This window comes from Exiguobacterium sp. s70 (assembly GCF_018618315.1).
In the GTDB taxonomy this organism is placed as follows: Bacteria; Bacillota; Bacilli; order Exiguobacteriales; family Exiguobacteriaceae; genus Exiguobacterium; species Exiguobacterium chiriqhucha.
In genome coordinates, this window is sequence record NZ_JACSLV010000002.1 from 432,710 (window position 1) to 457,819 (window position 25,110).

The 25,110-nt window shown below is 55.1% G+C and carries 24 protein-coding genes, 1 pseudogene and 1 riboswitch; of the genes and pseudogenes, 23 read left to right on the top strand and 2 right to left on the bottom strand.

The genetic code is table 11. The features are described from left to right. Window positions 1-5: 5 nt before the first annotated feature. The 10 genes and pseudogenes from def to KNP84_RS06920 form a co-directional block, all read left to right on the top strand. Window positions 6-431: pseudogene (gene def, locus KNP84_RS15365) on the top strand (peptide deformylase); the annotation flags it as partial. Between the two features lie 45 nt (window positions 432-476). Continuing rightward, window positions 477-1,391 (top strand): methionyl-tRNA formyltransferase, encoded by a 915-nt coding sequence (gene fmt, locus KNP84_RS06880; protein WP_353048901.1) that lies wholly within the window; start codon window positions 477-479, stop codon window positions 1,389-1,391. A 1-nt stretch (window position 1,392) separates the two neighbouring features. Then, on the top strand, window positions 1,393-2,721 hold the full coding sequence (rsmB, locus tag KNP84_RS06885; protein WP_021067075.1) for a 16S rRNA (cytosine(967)-C(5))-methyltransferase RsmB: 1,329 nt from the start codon (window positions 1,393-1,395) through the stop codon (window positions 2,719-2,721). Window positions 2,722-2,723: 2 nt separating this feature from the next. Beyond that, window positions 2,724-3,809, top strand: coding sequence for a dual-specificity RNA methyltransferase RlmN (rlmN, locus tag KNP84_RS06890; RefSeq protein ID WP_021067076.1), 1,086 nt, complete (start codon window positions 2,724-2,726; stop codon window positions 3,807-3,809). An 8-nt stretch (window positions 3,810-3,817) separates the two neighbouring features. Next, window positions 3,818-4,552, top strand: a complete 735-nt coding sequence (locus tag KNP84_RS06895; RefSeq protein WP_021067077.1) for a Stp1/IreP family PP2C-type Ser/Thr phosphatase — start codon at window positions 3,818-3,820, stop codon at window positions 4,550-4,552. 5 nt (window positions 4,553-4,557) lie between these two features. Continuing rightward, a complete protein-coding gene (pknB, locus tag KNP84_RS06900; protein WP_215114526.1) occupies window positions 4,558-6,501 on the top strand; it encodes a Stk1 family PASTA domain-containing Ser/Thr kinase in 1,944 nt (647 codons plus the stop codon). Between the two features lie 44 nt (window positions 6,502-6,545). Beyond that, complete coding sequence (gene rsgA, locus KNP84_RS06905; protein ID WP_021067079.1) at window positions 6,546-7,430, top strand: ribosome small subunit-dependent GTPase A; 885 nt, start codon at window positions 6,546-6,548, stop codon at window positions 7,428-7,430. Window position 7,431: 1 nt separating this feature from the next. Then, window positions 7,432-8,088 carry a ribulose-phosphate 3-epimerase gene (gene rpe / locus KNP84_RS06910; protein WP_029595716.1) on the top strand — a complete coding sequence of 219 codons (657 nt, stop codon included), beginning with the start codon at window positions 7,432-7,434 and terminating at the stop codon, window positions 8,086-8,088. Between the two features lie 19 nt (window positions 8,089-8,107). Next, window positions 8,108-8,208: riboswitch (TPP riboswitch) on the top strand. Window positions 8,209-8,284: 76 nt separating this feature from the next. Then, on the top strand, window positions 8,285-8,857 hold the full coding sequence (thiT, locus tag KNP84_RS06915; RefSeq protein ID WP_021067081.1) for an energy-coupled thiamine transporter ThiT: 573 nt from the start codon (window positions 8,285-8,287) through the stop codon (window positions 8,855-8,857). Further along, window positions 8,857-9,444: a thiamine diphosphokinase gene (locus KNP84_RS06920; protein WP_215114527.1), complete on the top strand. Its 588-nt coding sequence runs from the start codon at window positions 8,857-8,859 to the stop codon at window positions 9,442-9,444. Before thiT ends, KNP84_RS06920 begins: the two co-directional genes overlap by 1 nt. Window positions 9,445-9,502: 58 nt before the next feature. Here KNP84_RS06920 and rpmB read toward each other — a convergent pair whose 3' ends face one another. Continuing rightward, a complete protein-coding gene (gene rpmB / locus KNP84_RS06925) occupies window positions 9,503-9,691 on the bottom strand; it encodes a 50S ribosomal protein L28 (protein WP_015881349.1) in 189 nt (62 codons plus the stop codon). A gap of 253 nt (window positions 9,692-9,944) precedes the next feature. On the opposite strand from rpmB, the gene KNP84_RS06930 reads away from it, so the two are divergent. From KNP84_RS06930 to rnc, 11 genes are all read left to right on the top strand, one after another. Next, complete coding sequence (locus KNP84_RS06930; RefSeq protein WP_016509701.1) at window positions 9,945-10,307, top strand: Asp23/Gls24 family envelope stress response protein; 363 nt, start codon at window positions 9,945-9,947, stop codon at window positions 10,305-10,307. Between the two features lie 22 nt (window positions 10,308-10,329). Next, window positions 10,330-12,021: a DAK2 domain-containing protein gene (locus KNP84_RS06935; protein ID WP_215114528.1), complete on the top strand. Its 1,692-nt coding sequence runs from the start codon at window positions 10,330-10,332 to the stop codon at window positions 12,019-12,021. Between the two features lie 63 nt (window positions 12,022-12,084). Continuing rightward, the gene (sdaAB, locus tag KNP84_RS06940) at window positions 12,085-12,747 is read left to right on the top strand and encodes an L-serine ammonia-lyase, iron-sulfur-dependent subunit beta (protein WP_021067084.1); all 663 of its coding nucleotides are present in this window, start codon (window positions 12,085-12,087) and stop codon (window positions 12,745-12,747) included. 12 nt (window positions 12,748-12,759) lie between these two features. Beyond that, a complete protein-coding gene (gene sdaAA, locus KNP84_RS06945) occupies window positions 12,760-13,647 on the top strand; it encodes an L-serine ammonia-lyase, iron-sulfur-dependent, subunit alpha (protein ID WP_021067085.1) in 888 nt (295 codons plus the stop codon). After that, window positions 13,634-15,664 carry an ATP-dependent DNA helicase RecG gene (recG, locus tag KNP84_RS06950; protein ID WP_215114529.1) on the top strand — a complete coding sequence of 677 codons (2,031 nt, stop codon included), beginning with the start codon at window positions 13,634-13,636 and terminating at the stop codon, window positions 15,662-15,664. The genes sdaAA and recG overlap by 14 nt, the downstream gene beginning before the upstream one ends. 92 nt (window positions 15,665-15,756) lie before the next feature. Beyond that, entirely contained in the window at window positions 15,757-16,326 is a 570-nt protein-coding gene (gene fapR, locus KNP84_RS06955; RefSeq protein ID WP_021067087.1) for a transcription factor FapR, read from the top strand. Then, window positions 16,323-17,312, top strand: coding sequence for a phosphate acyltransferase PlsX (gene plsX / locus KNP84_RS06960; RefSeq protein ID WP_021067088.1), 990 nt, complete (start codon window positions 16,323-16,325; stop codon window positions 17,310-17,312). The genes fapR and plsX overlap by 4 nt, the downstream gene beginning before the upstream one ends. Window positions 17,313-17,330: 18 nt before the next feature. Beyond that, the gene (fabD, locus tag KNP84_RS06965; RefSeq protein WP_021067089.1) at window positions 17,331-18,251 is read left to right on the top strand and encodes an ACP S-malonyltransferase; all 921 of its coding nucleotides are present in this window, start codon (window positions 17,331-17,333) and stop codon (window positions 18,249-18,251) included. Beyond that, entirely contained in the window at window positions 18,244-18,984 is a 741-nt protein-coding gene (fabG, locus tag KNP84_RS06970) for a 3-oxoacyl-[acyl-carrier-protein] reductase (protein ID WP_021067090.1), read from the top strand. The genes fabD and fabG overlap by 8 nt, the downstream gene beginning before the upstream one ends. A 59-nt stretch (window positions 18,985-19,043) precedes the next feature. Further along, a complete protein-coding gene (gene acpP, locus KNP84_RS06975) occupies window positions 19,044-19,283 on the top strand; it encodes an acyl carrier protein (protein WP_021067091.1) in 240 nt (79 codons plus the stop codon). 58 nt (window positions 19,284-19,341) lie between these two features. Beyond that, on the top strand, window positions 19,342-20,121 hold the full coding sequence (gene rnc / locus KNP84_RS06980; protein WP_021067092.1) for a ribonuclease III: 780 nt from the start codon (window positions 19,342-19,344) through the stop codon (window positions 20,119-20,121). Window positions 20,122-20,172: 51 nt separating this feature from the next. Here rnc and KNP84_RS06985 read toward each other — a convergent pair whose 3' ends face one another. After that, window positions 20,173-20,367 carry a DUF1128 family protein gene (locus tag KNP84_RS06985; RefSeq protein ID WP_021067093.1) on the bottom strand — a complete coding sequence of 65 codons (195 nt, stop codon included), beginning with the start codon at window positions 20,365-20,367 and terminating at the stop codon, window positions 20,173-20,175. Window positions 20,368-20,482: 115 nt separating this feature from the next. Here KNP84_RS06985 and smc point away from each other — a divergent pair, with 115 nt between their 5' ends. After that, the gene (gene smc / locus KNP84_RS06990) at window positions 20,483-24,040 is read left to right on the top strand and encodes a chromosome segregation protein SMC (protein WP_021067094.1); all 3,558 of its coding nucleotides are present in this window, start codon (window positions 20,483-20,485) and stop codon (window positions 24,038-24,040) included. After that, window positions 24,037-25,038, top strand: a complete 1,002-nt coding sequence (ftsY, locus tag KNP84_RS06995; protein ID WP_021067095.1) for a signal recognition particle-docking protein FtsY — start codon at window positions 24,037-24,039, stop codon at window positions 25,036-25,038. The genes smc and ftsY overlap by 4 nt, the downstream gene beginning before the upstream one ends. Window positions 25,039-25,110 lie beyond the last annotated feature (72 nt).

Here is a 25,110-nt window from a genome sequence, read left to right on the forward strand (position 1 = left end):
ACCAGATGTATAAAGTAGTAGAGATTCCAAATGAGATTTTACGGGTCACGTGTGATCCGGTGACAAAGTTTGATAAAAAATTGCGTCAGACGGTCGATCGACTGTTCGACACGATGTATGAATATGATGGGGTCGGCGTGGCCGCCCCACAGGTCAATTTGAATCAACGGCTCGCTGTCGTCCATACGGATGATGAGACGGGACCGCTCGTGTTGATCAATCCGGAAATCATCGAGACGTCCGGGACCGAGATCGGTCTTGAAGGCTGCTTGAGTATCCCGGGTGAGTTCGGTTTCGTCGAACGGCATGAGACGATCGTCGTCAAGACGCAGGATTTGAAAGGCCGCACCCAACAAGTGAAGGCGAGCGGATTCTTCGCTAGGGCGATTCAACATGAGATCGACCATTTGGACGGAGTATTGTTCACGGACAAGCTCGCCGTGCCGGACAAAGGGACGGATCAGCGTATCGTCTTCATGGGGACGCCGACGTTTGCCGTATCCGTACTTGAGCGCTTGCTCGAAGAAGGATACAATGTCGTAGGTGTCGTCTCGCAACCGGACAAACCGGTCGGCCGTAAACGCGAACTGAAACCGACGCCGGTGAAAGAGTGTGCCCTGCGCCACAATATCCCGGTGTTACAGCCTGAAAAGGTGCGGACCGATTACGCGGATATCTTGGCACTCGAACCGGACTTGATTGTGACGGCGGCGTACGGACAAATCGTCCCGACCGAACTGTTAGAAGCACCGAAACATGGCGCCATCAACGTCCATGCCTCGCTGTTGCCGAAATATCGAGGTGGCGCGCCGATTCATCAAGCCATCCTCGATGGGGACAAAGAGACGGGTGTCACCATCATGTATATGGTCGATAAGCTCGATGCTGGCGACATGATTGCCAACACGGTCGTCCCGATTGAAGAATTGGACACGGTCGGTACGTTGTTCGACAAGCTCGCGGTCGCAGGATCAGACTTGTTGCTCAAGACGCTTCCTGCCTTCCTCGCTGGTTGGATTGAAGCCGTACCGCAAGACGAGCGTGACGTCACGTTCGCACCGAACATTAGCCGAGAGCGGGAACAGATTGACTGGACCCGTGCCGGTGCAGATATTTATAACCACATCAGAGGGATGAATCCGTTCCCGACGGCGTATACGACGATTGCCGGTGAACGGGTCAAACTGTTCTTCGGGTCGAAAACGACAGGGACGGGTGAACCGGGAACGATTGTACGACTTGAAGAGGATGGATTTGTCGTCGCGACAGGCGACGCGGTCGCCATTAAAGTGGTCGACTTGCAACCATCTGGTAAAAAACGAATGGACGGGGCCACATTTATGCGTGGGGCCGGCCAAAAGTTACAAGTCGGCGATCGACTAGGAGGATAATATGAACGTACGAGTTGCAGCACTGGATACGCTAATCAAAATCGAACAAGGCGGCGCCTATTCGACGATTGCGGTCAACGATTTATTGAAACAGAAGAAATTGGCGACGAAAGATGTCGGCCTATACACAGAGCTCGTCTATGGGACGCTCGGCCGGAAACGGACGCTCGATTATATTTTAGAGAAGCGGGTTCAAAACCCGAAAAAATTGGACCGTTTCGTCTTGCCGCTCTTACGGATGAGTGTCTATCAACTGTTTTACCTCGACAAGATTCCGGATCGGGCCGTCTTGCACGAAGCGGTCGAGATTGCGAAAAAACGGGGCCATTCGGGTACCGGTAAGTTCGTCAACGGCGTGTTGCGAAACGTCATTCGGGACGGGTTCCCGGATTTGAGCACGCTTCCGGACGCTGAACGGATTGCCATCGAACATAGCCATCCCGATTGGCTCGTCGCCGAATGGGTGGAAACGTACGGTGTCGAAGCGACCGAGGCGATGTGTAAATTAAACAATGAGCCGGCTCCGGTCACGGTTCGGGTCAACCGCCAGCGCGTCACGGTCGAAGAGATGATTGAACGGCTCGCCGAAGTCGATGTCGTCGCGACACGCTCGGAGCTGTCAGCGGACGGACTCATCATCGAATCCGGAAACGTTCACTCGACAGCGTTCATCGATATGGGCTTGTTGTCGATTCAAGATGAGAGCTCGATGATCGTCGCCGATGCGCTTCAAGCCGGGAAAATGGAACGCGTCCTCGATGCGTGTGCCGCACCAGGTGGAAAAGCGATGCATACGGCAGAACGCATGGACGGTGGAACGCTCGTCGCCCTCGACTTGCATCCGCATAAAGCGAAGTTGATTGAACGTCAAGCGAAGCGTCTGCATATCGATGGAGTGACCGCACTTGCCCTCGATGCCCGCCAGGCCGGGGATAAATTTGAACCGGAGAGCTTCGACCGGATTTTACTCGACGTCCCATGCTCGGGACTCGGTGTCATCCGTCGCAAGCCCGATATCAAATGGACGAAAGACAAGTCCGCCCTCGCCGGACTGCCGAAAGTCCAACGTGAAATCATTGACGCCGTCTTGCCACTGCTTAAACGAGGTGGTACGCTAGTGTACTCGACATGTACCATCGACCCTACTGAGAATGAACAGCAGGCAGATTACATTTTGTCGAACGGATTGACGTGGGATGAGACACTCCAAGACCGTCTTCCACAAGTATTGCACCCGATGATGTCATCGGACCGCGCTGAACTCAAATTACTCCCGACGTCGTTCGGGACGGACGGTTTCTATATCGCCGCATTCAAGAAAGAGGTATAAACATGAATCCAAAAGCAGTTGAAAAAAATCCATTAGTCGGTGCCAAGCCGTCACTCTATTCCCTCACGTACTCAGAGCTCGAACAATGGCTGATTGAGGCAGGAGAAAAATCGTTCCGCGCGAAACAGTTATATGACTGGATGTACGTCAAGCGTGTGACATCGTTCGACGATATGACGAACGTCTCGAAACCGCTCCGCGAGAAATTAGACGCGGCGTTCCAATTGACGACATTGAAAGAACTCGTCCGTCAAGAATCAAAGGACGGGACAATCAAGTTCTTGTTCGAGCTTCAAGACGGTTATTCCATCGAGACGGTACTCATGCGCCATGAGTACGGAAACTCGGTCTGTGTCACGACGCAAGTCGGCTGCCGCATCGGTTGCACGTTCTGTGCTTCGACGCTCGGTGGTTTGAAACGTAACTTAGAGGCCGGTGAAATCACGGCCCAAGTCCTCGACGTCCAGCGCGCGCTCGACGCGAGCGAAGAGCGGGTCGACTCGGTCGTCGTCATGGGAATCGGCGAACCGTTCGATAACTACGACGAATTGATGCGCTTCTTGCGCACGGTCAACCACGATGACGGCTTGAACATCGGTTCACGTCACATCACCGTGTCGACGAGTGGGATCGTACCGAAGATTTACAAGTTTGCCGATGAAGGCATGCGCATCAACTTCGCAATCTCGCTTCACGCGCCGACGACGGAGATTCGGACACGCCTTATGCCGATCAACCGTGCTTACAACTTGGACAAGTTGATGGAAGCCGTCAACTACTATACAGAGAAGAGCGGTCGCCGCATCACGTTCGAATACGGTTTATTCGGCGGGGTTAACGACACGGAAGAACACGCGCATCAACTCGCTGACTTGTTGAAAGGCGTCAAATGCCACGTCAACTTGATTCCAGTCAACCACGTGCTCGAGCGCGATTACGTCCGCACACCACGTAAACAAATTTTTGCCTTTGAAAAAGTGCTCAAAGATCGAAAAGTGAACGTGACGATTCGTCGCGAACAAGGTTCGGATATCGATGCGGCTTGTGGGCAGCTTCGAGCGAAGGAGCGCGAACAAGAAACGAGGTAATCACGAAGATGGAATTAGCATACCGAACCGACCGAGGCCAAGTGAGAGCACAGAACGAGGATGCCGTCTTGATTTTAGGGGACGAACATGCCGGAATTGCTCTCGTGGCCGACGGGATGGGGGGACATGAAGCCGGGGAGGTCGCGAGTCAGCTCGTCATCGAGCAGTTTCGCCGTGCCTTCTCGACGCTTCCGGCCTCGCCGATGGAGATGGAGAATTGGTTCCGCCAAAACGTGGAACTGGCCAATGATCAAGTGCTCGATTTCTCGAAACAAGCCAACCTCCTCATGATGGGGACGACGATTGCCGGTGTCTGTTGGCACGACGAGACGATCGTCATCGTCCACGTCGGGGATAGTCGTGTATATGCCTTGAGAGATGATAAGCTGCAGCAATTGACGGAAGATCATTCCTACGTGAACGTGTTGAAACAACTCGGCGAATTGACCGAGGAAGAGATGCGCGTCCATCCGAAACGTAACATTATCACCCGTTCAATCGGCTCGAATGAGCATGTCGAACCTGATCTGCAAGTGTTTGCCGAACCCGAGTTTGACACGATTTTAATCTGTACGGACGGCTTGACGACTCATTTGACTGATGAGGAAATCAAGCAAGTCTTGAAACGTCCCGTCTCGGCGGACGTCAAGGCGGATCAATTGATCGATCAAGCCAACCGTTTGGGTGGGAGTGACAACATCACCGTTGCCCTCGTCCAGTTCACAGATAGAAAGAGAGGATGAATCCGATGCGAAGTGGAGAACGAATCAACGATCGTTATCGGATCGAACAGCAAATCGGCAGCGGCGGCATGGCAAATGTCTACCGGGCTCACGATGAGATTTTAAACCGAACCGTCGCCATCAAGGTGTTGCGATCTGAATTCTCGCATAACGAACAATTTATACGCCGGTTCGAACGGGAAGCCCACGCGGCGACTAGTCTGAACCATCCGAATATCGTCGCCATCTACGACGTCGGAGACGAGCGTGACATCTATTACATCGTCATGGAACACGTCGATGGGATGACGCTCAAACAATATTTGCAAGAAGAGTACATATCTGTCGACGAGGCGCTTCGCATCATGGGACAGATTTGTGATGCCATCGACCATGCCCATGCGAATCGAATCATTCATCGGGACATCAAACCGCAAAACATGATGATCGATCAGAGCGGCAACGTCAAAGTGACGGACTTTGGGATTGCGGTGGCCATGTCGAACGCGACGCTGACCCATACGATGTCAGTGCTCGGCTCGGTCCATTACTTTTCTCCAGAACAGGCGCGCGGAAAGTTCGCCGATGAGAAGTCAGATATTTATTCACTCGGTGCCGTCCTGTATGAACTCGTGACCGGACGCGTTCCGTTCATCGGCGAGACGCCAGTCGCCGTCGCACTTCAACATTTGCAAGACGACCCGATTCGACCGATGGATTTGAACCCGAACATCCCGCAAGCGCTTGAGAACTGCATCATGCAGGCGCTGGCGAAATCACCGGGCGCCCGTCACACATCGGTCGCCGCCTTTAAGAAGGATTGCATGACGGCGCTCGACCCGGAACGTGCGAACGAACCGAAACGCCTCAGTACGGAACAGGACGCATTCGATCAGACGCTCGTCATGTCACCGGTCGTCCCGGACGAACCGAACGTCAAAGAGACACCGGAACAACCGGTCGCACCGAGCGAACCTGAGACAGTGAAATCGAAGCCGAAACGGAAGAAGAAGTGGTGGCTTTGGCTCCTACTCCTCTTCTTGTTGATTGGCGGCGGAATCGGGGCATATGTCATCGCCGATGAGATGTCCCGTGCCGTCGTGCCAGACGTCGTCGGGATGACGAACGACGAAGCGACGACCGAACTCGAAACAGCCGGTTTTGTCGTCGAAGCGACAGAGCGGGCGAGCGATAACATCGCCGCTGGCGACGTCATTTCGCAGACACCGCAAGCCGGTCGGAAACCGAAACGCGGAACGACCGTGACGATTGTCGTGTCGGCCGGGAAAGAGACGGTCGCGATGCCGGACGTCGAAGGATTGTCTCAGTCGGCGGCCGAGCGGACGCTCAAAGACCTCGACTTTGCGGATATCGAAATTCAATCCGAGGCGTCGGAGACGGTCGATAGCGGCGATGTCATCTCCCAGTCGATTGCTCCGGACAACGAGGTCGTCCCGTCTGAAGAGACGGTGACGCTCGTCGTCTCGACCGGTAGCAATAAAGTCGAACTCGCCAATTTAGCCGGGTATACGTTTGAGGAAGCGACGACGTACGCCGAACAGAATAGCTTGAAAATCGTCAAACGAGACGAGTATTCAACGAGCGTGCCCGCCAACCAAATCATTCGTCAGTTACCGACGGCCGGAACAGCCGTCGACCCGGGGACGGAATTGACCGTCATCGTGTCGCAAGGGGTCGAACCGACCGACGTCTCGATTGAACGGGAAGTCAACGTCGAAATCGATCCGCCTGCTGAAGGCGAAGAACCTGTGGCACTCGAGGTCGTCATTCGGACGGTAGACGCCCGTGGCGAAGTCGAAGTGTTGCGTGATAAGATAACGGAGACGACGACTTACTCGTATACGCTCGTCATTGCACCGGACGAAGTCGGAACCGCGACGATCGAAGTCGACGGGGAAGTCGTCCGGACGGATACGGTGACGTACGCACAAGCAAAAGATTCACAATGAAGAGGTGGCGCGCGCGTCGCCTCTTTTTCTAAGGAGGTCATAGGATGAAAGGTACGATTATTCGATTACAAGGCGGGTTTTATGATGTCATGACGGAAGAGAAACAAGAGATCCGTTGTCGCGCCCGCGGCAATTTCCGCAACCGGAACATCTCGCCGGTCGTCGGCGACGATGTCGATATTCAAGACCAAGGGGACGGCACAGGCTATATCTTGGCCGTCGATGAGCGGTCGAACCATCTCGTCCGCCCGCCGATCGCTAACATCGATCAAGCGTTCTTGCTGTTCTCGGTCAAGGAACCGGCATTCTCGTTCCATCTGCTCGACCGTTTCCTCGTCTTAATCGAATCGAAGCAAGTCCATCCGATTATTGTCTTAACGAAAATGGACTTGTTGACGGAGTCGGAACTCGAAACGATTCAAGCGGCAGCGGCCTTATATCGGTCAATCGGCTATGAGGTCATCGAGACGTCGACGGAGACCGGGTCGGGGATTGAACAAATTCGTGGGTCGTTTAAAGAGAAGACGAGCGTGTTTGCCGGACAGACCGGAGTCGGCAAGAGTTCGCTCTTGAACGCGGTCGCGCCGGAACTAGAACTCGCGACCGGGAAAATCTCGAAGTCGCTCGGCCGAGGCAAGCACACGACGCGTCACGTCACGCTCATCACGCTCGCTGACGGGCTCGTCGCTGACACGCCTGGTTTCTCAAGCCTCGAGTTCCCAGAAGAACTCGAAGTCGAGGAGATGCGCTGGTGCTTCCCTGAGTTCGTCGAGCGGCACGACGACTGTAAGTTCCGAGGCTGTGCCCATTTGAACGAACCGGGTTGTGCCGTCAAAGCGGCCGTCGAGGCGGGAGAAATCGCTTCCACCCGTTATGAGAATTATGTTACGTTTATGGCAGAGTTAAACGATAGACAACGGAGGTACTGACATGATTAAAATTGCACCCTCGATTTTAGCGGCGGACTTCGCCAACCTAGAGGCAGAAGTGAAGGCGGTCCAAGAGGCCGGCGCGGATTATATCCATTTTGACGTCATGGACGGTCAATTCGTCCCGAACATCTCGATCGGTCTCCCGGTGCTCGCGAGCTTACGGAAGAAGTCGGACATGGTGTTAGACGTCCACTTGATGATCGACCAACCGGAGCGCTTCGTCGAAGACTTCATCAAGGCGGGAGCGGACATCGTCACCGTCCACGTCGAAGCGACGAACCATTTGCATCGCGTGCTTCAACAAATTAAGGCGGCCGGAGCCAAGTGTGGCGTCGTTCTCAACCCGCATACGCCGCTGTCATTGATTGAACACGTGCTCGGTGACGTCGACATGGTACTTCTCATGACGGTGAACCCTGGCTTTGGGGGTCAGAAGTTCATCGAATCGGTCGTGCCGAAAATCGCGGCGTTGAACGAGATGCGCCAAGCGCGCCGTCTCGACTTTGAAATCGAGATTGACGGCGGCGTCAACGCGGAGACTGCGAAATTATGTATCGATGCCGGTGCTGACGTGCTCGTGGCCGGCTCGGCCATCTATAACGAGCCGAGCTATAAAGATGCAATCGATAGCATTCGCAACGCATCTCGTGTATAATCGTCCATAGAACAACAAATATTGTCGCAAGGGGTGTCACATTCTGTGGCTGAGAGGCATACGCTAACCCTTTGAACCTGTTCCGTTCACACGGACGTAGGGATGTGGCGAAAATGCACGTTGCTACTCGATAGCAGCATGGCGTTTACGTCATGCTGCTTTTTGTCGTTCGCTCATATTTTAAGGAGGGAAATAGATGAAACAACGTTTAAAATTACAGGCGCTCATTGAAATCTCATTGTTCGCCGCACTCGGTTTGATTTTTGATTTGCTCATCCCGTTCCGGATGCCGCAAGGCGGGTCAATCAGCTTGGCGATGTTGCCGATTTTCGTCATGGCGTATCGTCACGGTTTGAAAGGCGGACTTGCGACCGGTGCACTTGTCGGAACGCTGCAACTGCTGTTCGGGGCCTATATCTTCACGCCTGTCCAGTTCCTGCTCGACTACACGTTCGCTTACGGTGTCGTCGGGATGGCGGGACTGTTTGCTGGTCAAGTGAAACGAGCCGCCAAGGATGAGGCGAAAAAGACGCTCGTCGTTTATTTGGTGCTCGGCGCGCTCCTCGGTTCACTGCTTCGTTACGGCGCCCACGTCTTGTCGGGGATCGTCTTCTTCGCCGAATACGCGGAAGGTCCGGTCGTCGCCTACTCGTTCGCCTATAACATGACGTACATGCTCCCGTCCTTCCTCGTGTCGGCCGTCGTCCTCGTCCTCTTGTTCGTCTCGGCGCCGCGCTTCGCGACGCTCGCGACCCGGGACGTCCGCTAATGCGGGTGTTGATTGTGGCGGCCAGCCCGGAACCAATCTCGGGACTCCCGCGTGACGTCGATTACATCATCGGCGTCGATGGGGGGTACGAGACACTGTTGAACCACGGGCTGAACCCAGATCTCGTCGTCGGCGATTTCGACTCCTTCACGGGCGAAGTGCCGATCGACGCCGTCCGCTATCCATCTGAGAAAGATGTGACCGACCTCGAGATCGCTCTCGAGGCGGCACGGGGGCATAGCGCGACGGAGATGATTGTCTACGGTGCGCTCGGCGGCCGGCTCGATATGACGCTCAGCAATATCGGTCTGCTCGAGGCGTATCCGGAGATGCGTCTCGTCACGGCAGGGCAGACGGTACGACTCGTCGGGTCGGGACGCTATGAACTCCCGCGTCAAGACGGTCACTATTTGTCGCTCATCCCATGGAAGCAGGCGAACGTGACCATCCGCGGCGTCAAATATCCGCTCGACCGTCACGATGTCGTCAGCCATGAGGCGCTCACCATCTCGAACGAATGGGACGATGAAGCGGCGGATTTGATCGTGCACGAAGGCATGGTGCTCGTGCTGTATGTCAAAAAATGAACACAAAAAAATCCCATCGGCGAATGCCGCTGGGATTTATTTCGTTCGTGTATAAAAATTATACGCGTTCAACGAGACCTGATTTAAGAGCGCGAGCTGAAACCCAAACTCGTTTAGGTTTACCGTCAACGAGAATACGAACTTTTTGTACGTTTACACCCCAAGTGCGTTTTGTCTTGTTGAGTGCGTGCGAACGGTTGTTACCTGATTTAGGTGATTTACCTGTTACGTAGCATTTACGTGCCATGCGTTTCCCCTCCTTTTTTATGTGGGTTCGTCCTAATAGACACTCGTTTATATTAGCACGGGTTTTTTCACGATGCAACTAGAAAATCATAGGATGACAAGAAAAAAACTTGACATTACTGGAAAGGATTTTAATAATGAATGAGGGTTACGGCTACAATTGACCGAGTTTATGGAGCAGGTTCTTTTAATAACTAGGTACTTATTGTAGAATGTAGTGAAGGAATCATTCCGAATAAAGGAGGCTACTCCATATGGCAATTGAAATGAAGACAACATATGGCAATATTGACATCACGAACGACGTGGTCGCGACACTCGCAGGCGGTGCGGCGATGGAATGTTTCGGCGTTGTGGGAATGGCGTCTCAAGCTCAATTGAAAGACGGGATCGCAGAACTATTGAAACGTGAAAACTACGCCCGAGGCGTGGTCGTACGTCAAGATGGAGAAGACGTACATATCGACATGCACATCATTGTAAGCTACGGGACGAAAGTGTCGGAAGTCGCATACAACGTGCAAAGCCGTGTAAAATACACGCTCGGTGAAACTTTAGGATTAAACGTTTCGTCGGTAAACATATTCGTACAAGGCGTTCGTCTGACGAATGACTGACGAGAACGAAGGAGGATTTGGTGTGGGTTTAAAACGTTTAGATGGATTGGTGTTCGCGAACATGGTCGCGAACGGTGCAGCCAACTTGAGCCAGAATGCGGATTATGTAGATTCGCTTAACGTCTTCCCGGTGCCGGACGGCGACACGGGGACGAACATGAATTTGACGATGACATCGGGTGCGAAAGAAGTGGCCGCACTCAACTCGGCGAATATCGCTGACGTCTCATCGAAGTTTGCACGCGGTCTCTTGATGGGGGCACGTGGGAACTCGGGCGTTATTTTGAGCCAGTTGTTCCGTGGTTTCGGTAAAGCAATCGAAGGCAAGACAGAAGTGTCGACAGTCGATTTCGCCGAAGCGTTGAAACGTGGCGTCGATACGGCATACAAGGCGGTTATGAAACCGGTTGAAGGAACGATTTTGACGGTTGCTCGTGAAGCGGCCGACGAAGCGCTCCGTGCTTCAGAGTCGACGAGCGACTTCAACGAGTTCATGGAACTCGTGATTGTCGAAGCGAAAGCTTCACTCGAACGGACACCGGACTTATTGCCGGTCTTAAAAGAAGTCGGCGTCGTCGATTCAGGCGGCCAAGGCTTGCTCGTCATTTATGAAGGGTTCCTCGCAAGCCTCGAAGGCAAAGAACTTGAGAAACCACATGCACCGGTCATGGATGCGCTCATTGAAGCTGAACATCATGCCCACGCCGCGCAAGGATTCATGTCGACGGAAGACATCGAGTTCGGCTATTGCACGGAAATCATGGTCCGGTTCCAAGACGAGAAATTGAAGGACGCGCCGTTCAACGAGGACGCGTTCCGCAATGAATTGTCTGAAATCGGTGACTCGCTCCTCGTCGTCGCAGACGAAGAGTTGCTCAAAGTTCACGTTCACGTCGAGACGCCAGGTGACGTCATCACGAAAGGACAGCGTTACGGGGAACTCGTCGCTGTCAAAATCGAGAACATGCGTCAACAGCACTCGACCATCTTAGAAGAAGAGCATGGCGCCAACCAGCACGGCGTTCAAACGGCTGCTCCGACGGCTCCGAAGGCGAAAGCGCCGTTCGCGATCGTTACGGTCGCGATGGGCGAAGGGGTCAGCGAATTGTTCCGTTCACTCGGGGCGGCCCACGTCATCGAGGGCGGTCAGACGATGAACCCATCGACGGAAGATATCGTCAAGGCGATTGAAGCGGCCAACGCGGATCACGTCTTCATCTTCCCGAACAACTCGAACATCATCATGGCTGCTGAACAAGCGGCCTCGGTCGCACCTTGCGGCGTCTCGGTCATTCCGACGAAGACGGTGCCACAAGGACTCGCGGCAGCGATCGCCTTCAATCCGGAAGCGGATGTGGAAACGAACGAGAGCGTCATGAAGGCTGCGGCAAGCGCCGTCAAGTCTGGTCAAGTGACGTATGCGGTTCGTGATACGAGCATCGACGGTGTCGAGATTCGTAAAGACGACCACATGGCGATTGCCGAGAAGAAAATCGTCGCCTCATCGGCTTCGAGCCTCGAAGCGGCGAAAGCGCTTGTCGACGCGCTCGTGGATGCCGATGACGAAATCATCACGATTTTGACGGGCGAAGGTTCGTCAGCGGAAGACGTCGCAGCACTCTCGGCGTATATCGAGTCGAAGAACGACGAGATTGAAATCGAGGTTCATGACGGGAAACAACCGCTCTACTCCTACATTTTTAGTGTGGAATAAGCTGTAACTCAGCCCTACCTTCTGTATAATGAAGGTAGGGTTTTTTTGAAAGGGGGAAATGCGATGAAATATCGCAGTGTGTTTGATATCATCGGTCCGGTCATGGTCGGTCCTTCGAGTTCGCATACGGCCGGAGCCGCGCGCATCGGCCTCATGGCTGGGAAGTTGTTCGGGCGTACGCCACGGCTCGCGCACATCACGTTTTATGGGTCGTTCGCCGATACGTATCGGGGGCACGGTACCGATGTCGCCATCGTCGGCGGCATCATGGGCTTCGATACGTTCGATTTGCGCATCCCGCAAGCACTCGATATCGCCAAAGAGCGCGGCATCGAGGTCGTCTTTGAGACGAGCGATGCGTTGACAGACCATCCGAACACGGCCCGGGTCCACCTCGAGGACGAGGATGGAACGTTCGAAATCGTCGGGATTTCAATCGGCGGCGGGACGATCGAGATTACCGAGTTGAACGGATTCCCGCTCAAACTGTCAGGCGGTGGTCCGGCACTCGTCGTGTTGCACCATGATCGCTTCGGGGCGATCGCGGCCGTGACCGGCATCTTGGCCCGGCATGAGTTGAATATTGGGCATATGGAAGTGAGTCGTCACGAGAAAGGCAAGCAAGCGCTTATGGCGATTGAGATTGATGAACATCTGTCAAAAGACGTGTTAGCGGAAATTGAGCGGTTACCTCAAATCGAGCGGGTAGCCATCTTTGGGGAATAAGGAGAAACCAATATGTTTAAATCAGTAGAAGAATTAGTCAGAACGGCAACAGAGCGAGGCATTCCGATTTCAGAAGTGATGATCGAGCAAGAAGTGCACGTCAGACGCTCGACGCGGGAAGAAGTCGTCGGCATGATGGAGCGCAATCTAGAAGTGATGGAAGAAGCGGTCGCCCGGGCACTCGAAGGCGTGACGTCCGTGACGGGTCTCACGGGGAACGATGCCGTGCTCATGACCGACTATATCCGTTCCGGCAAATCGCTCGCCGGAGACTTGATTTTAGATGCGGTCGCAAAAGCGATCGGCACGAATGAAGTCAACGCGGCGATGGGACGCATCTGCGCGACCCCGACCGCCGGAAGCGCCGGTGTCGTACCGGGTACGTTGTTTGCGGTCAAAGAACGTCTGGAGATGGACCGTGACGCGATGGTCCGCTACTTGTTCACGTCAGGAGCGTTCGGCTTCGTCGTCGCCAACAACGCCTCGATTTCGGGAGCGGCTGGTGGTTGTCAGGCGGAAGTCGGATCAGCGACCGGGATGGCCGCCGCGGCCATCGTCGAAGCGGCCGGCGGGACGCCGGAACAATCGGCGACGGCGTTTGCAATCGCACTGAAAAACATGCTCGGTCTCGTCTGTGATCCAGTAGCTGGGCTCGTCGAGGTACCGTGCGTCAAACGGAACGCGATGGGCGGGGCGAACGCCATCGTTGCGGCCGATATGGCACTCGCCGGAATCACGTCCCGCATCCCTTGCGACGAGGTCATTTCCGCGATGCATGAGATTGGTCAGATGATGCCGACCGCGTTGAAAGAGACAGCGCGTGGTGGTCTCGCCAATACGCCGACGGCACGCCGTCTCGAACGAAACATCTTTGGAGAGAAAGAAAATGTCCAGAAGTGAGGCGTTGACGACGCTGAAAGGGGTCGGGCCAGAGATGGCCAAAAAATTAGAGACGATGGGTCTCGAACGAATCGAGGACGTGCTGGAGCACGTCCCGTTTCGTTATGAAAATTATAATAGCGGCACGGTGACGACGGCCATTCACGGCGACCTCGTCAAATGGAGCGGCACCGTACAGGCGGCACCGCTCGTACGCTATTACAGCAAAGGCAAGAACCGGCTCCAATTCCGCTTGTTGCTCGAGGAGCGCTACGTCGTCCACGTGACGATGTTCAACCGGGCCTTTTATAAAGACAAGCTCGCGCTCGGCTCCACGGTGACGGTCAAAGGGAAATGGGATATGAACCGGATGACGATCAGTGCGACCGACCTCGAGTTCGGTGAGCTCTCCGATGGGTTGCAACCGATTTATTCGCTCCGGGCCGGACTGACCCAAAAGAATTTCGGACGCATCGTCAAACTCGCATTCGAACAGACGACCTCGTTCGAGAATCGCCTGCCCGAATCGATTCGGCAACGTTATCGTCTCGAGGACCGGGAGACGATGTTGAAAGGGATGCATTTCCCTGATTCGGTCGAGACGTATAAACAGGCACGCCGAAGTTACGTCTATGAAGAGTGTCTGCTCTATCAATTGAAACTCCAGGCGTTCCGTAAGATGGAGCGGGCGGGGAAAGGGCGCGCGCTCACGCTCGACAAGCAGCGGTTGAACGAGTTCGTCAAACAGCTCGCGTTCCCGTTGACAGGGGCACAGACACGTGTCATCCGGGAGATTGTCGGCGACTTAGAAAAGCCAGAACGGATGAATCGGTTGTTACAAGGGGATGTCGGGAGCGGAAAGACAGTCGTTGCCGCGATCGCCTTGTATGCGACGGTGTGCGCCGGCTATCAAGGGGCGCTCATGGTCCCGACGGAGATTTTGGCCGAACAGCATCTCGCCTCGTTGCAGGCGCTGTTCGAACCTTACGGCATGCGCGTCGGGCTACTGACGAGTTCGGTCAAAGGCAAGGCTAGGAACGAATTGCTCCAGGCGATTAAAGACGGCGACGTCGATATCATCGTCGGGACGCACGCCTTGATTCAAGGGCCGGTCGAGTTTTCGCGTCTGCATCTGGCCATCACCGATGAGCAACACCGGTTCGGGGTCGAACAGCGGAAAATGCTCCGTGACAAGGCGGAACTCGCCGACGTGCTCTATATGACAGCGACGCCGATTCCACGGACGCTCGCCATCAGCGCTTTCGGGGAGATGGACGTCTCGACGATTGATGAGATGCCGGCCGGGCGGAAGCCGATTGAGACGTATTGGGCCAAGACCGATCAAATTGACCGGGTCCATGCGATGGTGAACCGTGAGCTCGCCCTCGGACGTCAAGCGTATGTCATCGCGCCGCTCATCGAGGAATCGGACACGCTCGAAGTCGAGAGCGCGACCGCGCTCTACGACATGTTACGGGAGCGCTTCCCGAATTATGCGGTCGGTCTCATGCACGGTAAACTGTCGAGCACCGAGAAAGACGAGGTCATGAAGGCTTTCGCTAGCAACGCCCTCCAAATCCTCGTCTCGACGACGGTCGTCGAGGTCGGGGTGAACGTGCCGAACGCCTCGCTCATCATCATCCACGACGCCGAACGATTCGGCTTGGCGCAACTGCACCAGCTGCGTGGGCGTGTCGGTCGAGGCGCCGATCAATCTTATTGTATATTGGTAGGGGATCCAAAGTCCGACGTCGGGAAACTTCGTTTAAAGACGATGACCGAGACGAATGACGGATTCGTGCTCGCCGAGAAAGACTTGGAACTCCGCGGGGCCGGTGACTTCTTTGGGACGGCCCAGAGCGGTCTGCCAAGCTTCCGCGTCGCTGATCCAGTACTCGATTTAAAAGTGATGGAAGTGGCGATGCAAGACGCCGTCCGGCTGCTCGGGAGCGAGGCGTTTTGGAACGAGGCGACGTATGCCCCGCTCCGACACTATTTGAAACGACTTGACTTACTCGTCGGAGAACGATTGGAATGACAAACAACACTTGAAAATAAAATCTAAAGAATATATACTGCTATTAGTACCAGGTATTAAGTTCTTTAGCATAGAGTTTAGGAGGGAACTGAATGCGGGTACCTAAGAAAGAGCGGCAACGCTTATTGCAAGAAACGATTGATCGCAACCCGTTCATCAAAGACGAAGAGCTGTCGAAACAGTTTGCAGTCAGTATTCAAACGATTCGACTCGATCGGATGGAGTTAAAGATTCCGGAAGTGAGAGAACGGATCAAGCACGTTGCCTCAGAACACCTCGATGAAGTGAAGTCGCTCGCCATGAGCGAGGTCATCGGTGATATGATTGACTTGAAGCTCGATGAATCGGCCATCTCGGTTCTCGACATTGAGAGAGAACACGTCTTTAGCCGCAACGAGATCGCCCGGGGACACGTATTGTTCGCCCAGGCCAACTCGTTAGCGGTGGCGCTCATCAATGATGAATTGGCGTTGACCACTAAAGCGGACATCCGGTTTAGTCGCCAGGTCCATCTTGGAGAGCGAGTCGTTGCCAAGGCTCGTGTAATCAAACTACGTCGGGACGGAAGAACGGACGTCACAGTGGATAGTTATGTCGGCGAAGAGTGTGTCTTTAGCGGAGACTTCACGATCTATCGTCGCGGTGAGGAGGAACAGGCATGAAATTAGCAATCGATGCAATGGGCGGGGATCATGCCCCGAAAGCAATCGTGGAAGGCGTCAAACAGTTTGCCGACGCGTTCCCGAATGAGCAAATGGAACTGTTTTTAGTCGGAGATGAGGTCAAACTCGCCTCTTATGGGTTGACCGACCCGCGAATCAAAATCGTTCCGGCAAGTGAAGTCATCACCGGAGACGATGAGCCGGTCCGGGCCGTCCGCCGTAAAAAGGACAGCTCGCTCGTCGTGGCGGCCAAACTCGTCAAAGACGGAGAGGCCGACGCCCTCGTCTCGGCTGGGAATACCGGCGCCCTCATGGCGGCGTCACTATTCGTCATCGGACGGATTCCCGGCATCGAGCGTCCCGCGTTGTCACCTACGTTCCCTACATATACGGGTAGCGGTGTCGTCATTTTAGACGTCGGGGCCAACCCGGACGCTAAGCCTGAGCACTTGGTCGACTATGCGATCATGGGCTCGCTCTACGCTGAGCACGTCCGCGGCGTCAAGCGCCCGCGCGTCGCGCTACTGAACATCGGGACCGAGGCTGGGAAAGGAAACGCCCTCACGAAAGAGGCGTACCCCCTCCTTGAACAAGCACCGGTCCACTTTGTCGGCAACGTGGAAGCACGTGAGGCGATGTCCGGTGACGTGGACGTCATCGTCACCGAAGGGTTCGCCGGAAACATTTTGCTCAAAGGTGTCGAAGGCTCGTCATCGATGCTCATGAAGATGATGAAAGAGCAGTTCACGAGCGATTTCGTCTCGAAGCTCGCCGCTCTCGTCTTAAAACCGAAGTTGAAACGATTGAAACAAACATTAGATTATCGGGAACACGGTGGAGCCGGGTTATTCGGCATCAACGCCCCGGTCATTAAAGCGCACGGTTCGAGCGATGCGCTCGCCATCATGAGCGCGCTCAAACAGGCGAAAATCATGGTCGATCACGACGTCGTCGCGAAGATCAAGCAAGCCAAAGCTACAAACTAATTCAAAGAAGGTGAGTACATGGGGAAAACAGCATGGGTATTTCCAGGACAAGGGTCACAAGCCGTCGGCATGGGCCAAACGTTCCTCGACAATCCTGAGCAACTGCACGCGATCGGCCGTCGCCTCGGATTTGATTTACTCGACGCCATGGCGGCAGGATCAAAAGAAGAGCTTCAACGGACAGAACTGGCCCAACCGGCCATCGTGGCGCATGCGGCATCACTCGCACAAGCTCACGCCAAAACAGGGGCCGCGCCAGACATGGTGATTGGTCACAGCGTCGGAGAATATGCGGCACTCGTCATCGCCGGCGTCATCGATTTGGAAGAGGCGAGCGTGCTCGTCCACGAACGCGGTAAGCTCATGTCAGAAGTGAAGGATGGGGCGATGGCAGCCGTCATCGGGATGACCGATGTCGACGAGGCGTTCCATGTGACGGAGAAAATCAGTGCTAGCGGGAACCTTGTACAAATCGCCAACTACAACTGTCCGGGTCAGTTCGTCATCTCGGGACACGTCGACGCGGTCAAACAAGCCGAGACGGACTTGAAACAGGCCGGCGCGAAACGCGTCTTACCGCTCAACGTCTCTGGTGCGTTCCACAGCTCGTACATGATGCCAGCCGCGACGCGGTTCAAAGACGTGCTCGCTTCGTCACCGTTCAAACCGGCGGCGATCGGGATTATCTCGAACGTCGATGCCGAGGTCCACACCGACCCGGAGAAATTGAAAGCACTCCTCACCGAGCAACTGTACGCATCGGTCCGATTCGAGGCGTGTGTCCGCAAAGCGATCGACGCTGGCGTCGACACGTTCATCGAATTCGGTCCGACGTCGCCATTGTCGGGTCTCATCAAGCGAATCGACGCGAACGTGACGATCAAACAGGCGACGACGCTCGAAGAGGTGGCCGCGTTAGGAGGAGAAGTACGTGCATGACCAAGTAGCAATCGTGACAGGCGCGTCCCGGGGGATCGGGGCCGCCATCGCGAAGCGTTTAGGGGAAGACGGCTTTCGGGTCGTCGTGAATTACTCGGGTAGTGTTGAGAAAGCAAAGGCTGTCGTCAGTGAGATTGAAGCGAACGGGGGCGAGGCCATCGCCGTCAAAGCGGACGTCTCAAACGCGGATGACGTGAAGGCGCTCATCAAGACGACGGTCGACACGTTCGGCCGCATCGATTGCCTCGTCAACAATGCGGGCATCACGCGTGACGGTCTGCTCATGCGCATGAAAGAGGCTGACTTTGACGATGTCTTGTCGACGAACTTGAAAGGTGCGTTCTTGACGTCGCAAGCTGCGACGCGGACGCTCTTGAAATCGAAGTCGGGCCGCATCATCAATATCGCCTCGGTCGTTGGCATCACGGGCAACGCCGGACAGGCCAACTATGCGGCGGCGAAAGCCGGGCTAATCGGCCTGACCAAATCAGTCGCGCGTGAACTCGCCGGACGCCATGTCACGGTGAACGCCGTCTGTCCTGGATTTATCCAGACGGACATGACCGATGCCTTGACCGACGCCCAGCGTGAGGCGACGCTCGGACAAATCCCGTTCAACCGCTTCGGCCAAGTCGAAGACGTGGCGAACGTCGTCTCATTCCTCGCTTCACACCAGGCGGCTTACGTGACGGGTCAGACGATCGCCGTTGACGGCGGGATGACGATGGCTTAAAATCAGAACTTTACCAATCGAATCACATTTTATATACTTTAATTTGGAGGGATTTTATCATGACAACAGAACAAATCTTAGTAGACGTACAAGCAGCAGTGGCAGAGAAACTCGGGAAAGATGTATCTGAGATCACAGCCGACAAATCATTCAAAGACGACCTCGGTGCGGATTCGCTCGAAGTTATGGAAATGGTCATGGACCTTGAAGACAAATTCGATATCACAATCGAAGATGAAGATGCAGAGAAACTTGCAACTGTCGGCGACGTTGTCGCTTACATCGAAACTAAATTGTAATCAAGCCTCCCACCGCTCGTCATGAGCGGTGGGCTTGTGCTTATTCACGGAGGGAATTATGACAAAGGACAAGCGACGGTTTGACCGTCAAGGGTCGGCGCAACGACGCCGACGAAATGAGCTCGAACGGTCTCGGATTCTCGAGCAGTTCAAGACACTTGAAGAACGGCTATCCGTTCGATTCACGAATCAAGATTTATTGATGCAAGCGTTCACCCACTCCTCATACGTCAACGAACAACGCGGTCTGAAAAAAGACAATGAGCGCTTAGAGTTTCTAGGCGACGCGGTGCTCGAGTTGACGGTGTCTCGGTTTTTGTATGAGACGTATCCGGAGCGCTCCGAGGGGGAATTAACGAAGTTGCGGGCGGCCATCGTCTGTGAGCCGTCACTCGTCAACTTCGCGGAAGCCTATGCTTTCTCTGATTTTATCTTGCTTGGGAAAGGCGAAGAGTTGACCGGCGGTCGCAAGCGTCCGGCGTTACTCGCCGATGTGTTCGAATCCTACATCGGTGCGCTCTATCTGGACCAAGGGATTGAACCAGTCGAACAGTTCCTCGCCGAAGCGGTTTTTCCGAAAGTCTTAGCCGGTGTGTTTGAAGAACAGACTGATTATAAGAGCCAGCTCCAAGAGAGCGTGCAACGCGAAGGGCTCGGGCCCGTCTCGTACACGATTATCGAAGAGCGCGGGCCGGCCCATAGCCGGGAGTTCGTCGCCCACGCCCGTCTGTCTGACGACATCGTCGGGGAAGGCATCGGCCGATCGAAGAAAGAAGCCGAGCAGCTTGCGGCAAAAGAGGCGTTAATCGAATTCAATCGGCAATACGCCGGCCTCTAATACAAAAGGAGTGGACCTCTCAACGGGTCCACTCCTTTTTGTATCATCTAGTTACGTCAATTGCCCGAGTTCTTCGACGATTCCATCCACTTCAGAAATCGACAACGATGAACGATTCATCACGTAGTCGTAAATCTCTTTGACGGCCGAGGCGTCGGCACGGTTATATTCTTCCGCTTTGATAGCGCCGCGGTTGATGATGTTCATTTTGTCGAGAATTTCCTCAATCATTTGTTCGTTAGTCATCGGTCGTACCCCTTTCTACAGTTCTTTTTAGAATAGCATGATTCTAGCATTTTGACGAACTGGCAACTGTGGTAAAATAAACAAATGAATGCTTACTGAGGATAGGATGGTCACGATGCACTTAAAACGAATCGAACTCGCTGGCTTTAAATCGTTTGCCAAGCGGATTGAACTAGATTTTCGTCCCGGCGTCACAGCCGTGGTTGGACCGAACGGGAGCGGAAAATCAAATATATCGGACGCTGTTCGCTGGGTACTCGGTGAGCAGTCGGCCAAATCGCTCCGCGGAGCGAAAATGGAAGATGTTATCTTTGCCGGCAGTGAAGGGGAGAACCATCGTAACGTCGCCGAAGTGACGCTCGTGTTGGACAATACGGACGCCCATTTGCGGCTGCCGTATGAAGAAGTGAGCGTCACGCGCCGTGTCACGCGGAGCGGCGACAGCGACTACTTTATGAACAAGAAGCCGTGCCGTCTCAAAGATGTGATTGACCTGTTCATGGATACGGGTCTGTCGCGTGATGCGTTTGCCATCATCGGCCAAGGCCGGGTCGAGCAGGTCATCTCCGGGAAACCGGAAGACCGCCGGGCCGTCATCGAAGAAGCGGCCGGTGTCTTGAAATACCGCCAGCGTAAAAAACAAGCGGAACGGAAACTGCAGGACACTGAATTGAACTTGTCCCGCGTCGACGATATCTTGTATGAACTCGCCGACCGGGTCGAACCGCTCCGTGAACAAGCCGCGCTCGCCCGTGAGTATCAAGTCGCAAAAGCTCGGCACGATGAGCTCGAGACAGGTATTCTCGGTGCCGAGATTACGGAACTCGGAACAGGAATCACCCGTACGAACGAACAACTCGGGACGGCGTCCGCCCATCTCGCCGAGCAAGACGGCGCGTTGAACGCGATTGTGGCGGAACGGACGGAGCTCGAGGCGACACTCGCCGTCGATCGGGAAACGCTCGATACGCTCCACCAGGACGAACGGACGCAGGCGACCGAACTAGAACGATTGACCGGCGAAATCAAGCTCGCGAAAGCCCGGGAAGAGCACGGGGCGGAAACGAAAGAACGTCTCGAGCGCCAACGGGTCGAGTTGGCCGAAGAGGCCGAACAGTTGACGCAGAAATTGCACGTGGCCGAGGCGGATTTGGCGTCTAAAACCGAGGCGTTACATACCGTCGAATCGGCACGCGTCAAACTCGACACACAATTGACGGCAGCGACACGCGATTTTAACGCGGAAATCGAACAGCTCCAAGGTGAGGCGTTCGAACTGGCGACGACTCGCGCCACGCTCAGCAATCAACAGAAGCGGGAACGCCGGGATATCGAACAAGCCGAGGAAGCGAAAGCCCGCCTCCTGCGTGAGAATAAGGATCGCCTCGATGTGCGGACCGAACAGACGGCTTCGCTCGAGGCCGAGCAGGCTCGTCTCGACGAAGCGCGGACGACGTGGGAGACGCTGCTCGCGCAAGAAGCCGATTTGACCGAACAAGAGACGACACTGCGGGACAAGCTGGCCCGGGCCGAGCAGTCGTACCACGACCTCGACCGCCGGCGTCAGAAGACCGAGGACCGCATCGAATTGCTCGAGCGGATGAAGCAGTCATATGAAGGCTATTTCCATGCCGTTAAATTCGTGTTGAAAGAACGGGGGCCGGGCGTGCTCGGTGCGGTCGCGGAATTGATTCGCGTTCTCCCGTCCTACGAGGCCGCCATCGAGACGGCGCTCGGTCAGACACAACAACATATCGTCGTCGAGACGGATGTGGTCGGTCGCCGAGAAATCGATCGGCTACGGAAGGCGAATGCTGGACGGGCCACGTTTGTGCCGATGACGAGCGTGAAGGAACGTTACGTCCCGAGTGAAGTCGCGCACCGGCTCGAATCGCTCGACGGATTCGTCGGAATCGCCGCCGACCTCGTCGAGACGGACCCGGCCTACGACAAATTGAAACGGTCCCTTCTCGGTGCCGTCATCGTCGCCAGCTCACTCGAAGTCGCCAACCGGATCGCCCAGACGACCGGGTATCGCTATCGCATCGTCACGCTCGACGGGGACATCGTCAACGTCGGCGGTTCGATGACCGGGGGTAGCCGGAAGCAAGGCGTCGCCTTGTTCACGCAATCGCGTGAACTCGATGACTTGAAGCACGGATTGACGCAAGGGCTGGCCATGCTCCATGAGCAACAGTTGCGCGTGACGACGTATACCGATGAGATGTCCCGGTTGCGGGAGTCGCTCCAGTCAATCAGACTCAAGAAGCGCGAGGCCGAAGAGACGCTCCGGTCGACGGAACAGGCGTACCGAAGCTTGGAGAGGGTGTCACAAGACGCCAAGGCGCAACTTGAACTGTTCGATCATGAAATGGCCCGCTATGCCCATACGATTGAAGCCGCAACGAACGAATTGACGCGGCTCGCACAAGAGCTCGAGGCGACCGATGCGTTGCAAGCCTCGATTCGGACCGAGCTCGAGGCGCTCCGCGGTGAGCAGGCGAAAGGTGCCGCGACGACGGGGCAACTGCAAGAAGCCATCCGTCAAAACGAACTCGATCGCCAACGGCACACGCTCGACCTCGACCGGGTCCGCTCGGAAGTCGAACGGCTCGAGGCCGAGGTCGCCAAACAGACGGCACGCCTTCATCAAATCGAACGTGAGCTCGAACATGTGGCGAGCGGCCGGGTCGTCTCTTCAGCCGAACTCGAGCTCGAACATGTCGAGGCGGTCAAACAGATGGATGCGCTCAAAGCGCGCCTGACGCAACAGTTGAACCAGCTCCATGCCGAAGAAGAATCATACCGAATTCTAAGGCAGCGCGAACAACAGGCGACGGACGTGCGTCGTCGACTCGATGCGGACGTCCGTAAACTCGAGACCGACGTGAACGAACTGGAGTTGAAACGGAAGTGGAAACTCGATGCGCTCGACGAACGTGGACTCGTCTTCGATTTGCTGCCGACGCTCACAATCCCGCTCGATGAGGCGAAAGAGGAGTTCAAACTGCTCGTCCGCCAAATCGAGGAGATCGGTCCGGTCAATTTGAATGCGATTGAAGAGTTCGACCTCGTCAATGAGCGGTTCATGTTCTTGTCTGAACAGCGGGACGACCTCGTCAGCGCCAAAGAGGATTTGTACGACATCATCAACGAGATGGACCGTGAAGTGACACGATTGTTCAAAGAGACGTATACGCTCGTCCGCGGTCACTTCAAACAGACGTTCCAGGAACTGTTCGGTGGCGGCGAGGCCGATTTGAAATTGGTCGACGAGTCCGACTTGCTCAATACGGGCATCGATATCGTCGCCAAACCACCCGGGAAGAAACTGCAGACGCTCAGTCTGCTCTCGGGGGGAGAACGGGCCTTGACAGCGATCGCGCTCTTATTCGCGATTTTGAAGACGCGTCCGGTGCCGTTCTGTGTGCTCGATGAAGTCGAGGCAGCGCTCGATGAGGCGAACGTCCATCGGTTCGGGGAGTATATCCGGACGCTGTCGATTGATACGCAGTTCGTCATCATCACGCACCGGAAAGGGACGATGGAGGCGGCGGATACGCTCTACGGCGTGACGATGCAACAAAACGGGGTCTCCGAGGTGCTTTCGGTCGAACTATCTGAAGCGAAGCGCGTCGTTGAGACGGAAGAAGAGATGGAGGAATTAAGTTGAGTTTTTTTAAGAAGCTAAAAGATAAATTGACGACCTCGACGCAAGAAGCGTCACAAAAGTTTACCGATGGATTGACAAAGACCCGCGACGGGTTCGCGAATGCCGTCAACGATCTCGTCTATCGGTTCCGCGAAGTCGATGAGGATTTCTTCGATGAACTCGAGGATCTGCTCATCCAGGCGGACGTCGGGGTGACGACGACGATGGACCTCGTCGAAGATTTGAAAGAAGAAGTGAAGCGCCGCAACTTGAAAGATCCGGTCGCTGTCCGCGATGCGCTCGTCGAAGTCGTGGCGAAGCGACTCCAAGAGGACGAGTCGGACCGTGAGTTGAACATGCAAGACGGATTGACGGTCATCTTGTTCGTCGGCGTCAACGGCGTCGGCAAGACGACGACGATCGGCAAGCTCGCCCATCAATTGAAGTCGGAAGGCCGTTCGGTCATGCTTGCGGCGGGCGACACGTTCCGGGCCGGTGCCATCGACCAGCTCCAAGTATGGGGCGAACGCGTCGGAGTCCCGGTCATCCGTCAAGCCGAAGGTTCGGACCCGGCCGCGGTCGTGTTCGACGCCGTCCAGGCAGCGAAATCACGCGGTGTCGACGTCTTGATTTGTGACACGGCCGGACGTTTGCAAAACAAGGTCAACTTGATGAACGAGCTTGAAAAAGTGAAGCGGGTCATCGAGCGTGAAGTGCCGAACGGACCGCATGAAGTGTTGCTGGCGCTTGACGCGACGACAGGGCAGAACGCGATGGTCCAGGCGAAAGCGTTCAAACAAGCGACGAACGTGAGCGGCATCGTCTTGACGAAGCTCGACGGCACGGCTAAAGGTGGGATCGTGCTAGCGATTCGTAACGAGCTCGATATTCCAGTCAAATATGTTGGGCTCGGCGAGAAAATCGATGATTTACAAGCGTTCGACCCGGAACAGTTCGTATACGGATTATTCGGGGACATCTTCGAAGAAAAACAACAGACAAACGATGACCTCGCCTAAGTTTCTCTGTTAAGAAAAAAACTTGACAAGAGCTAGGGACGGCTGTACTATTGGTAGTTGTAAAGGGATTTC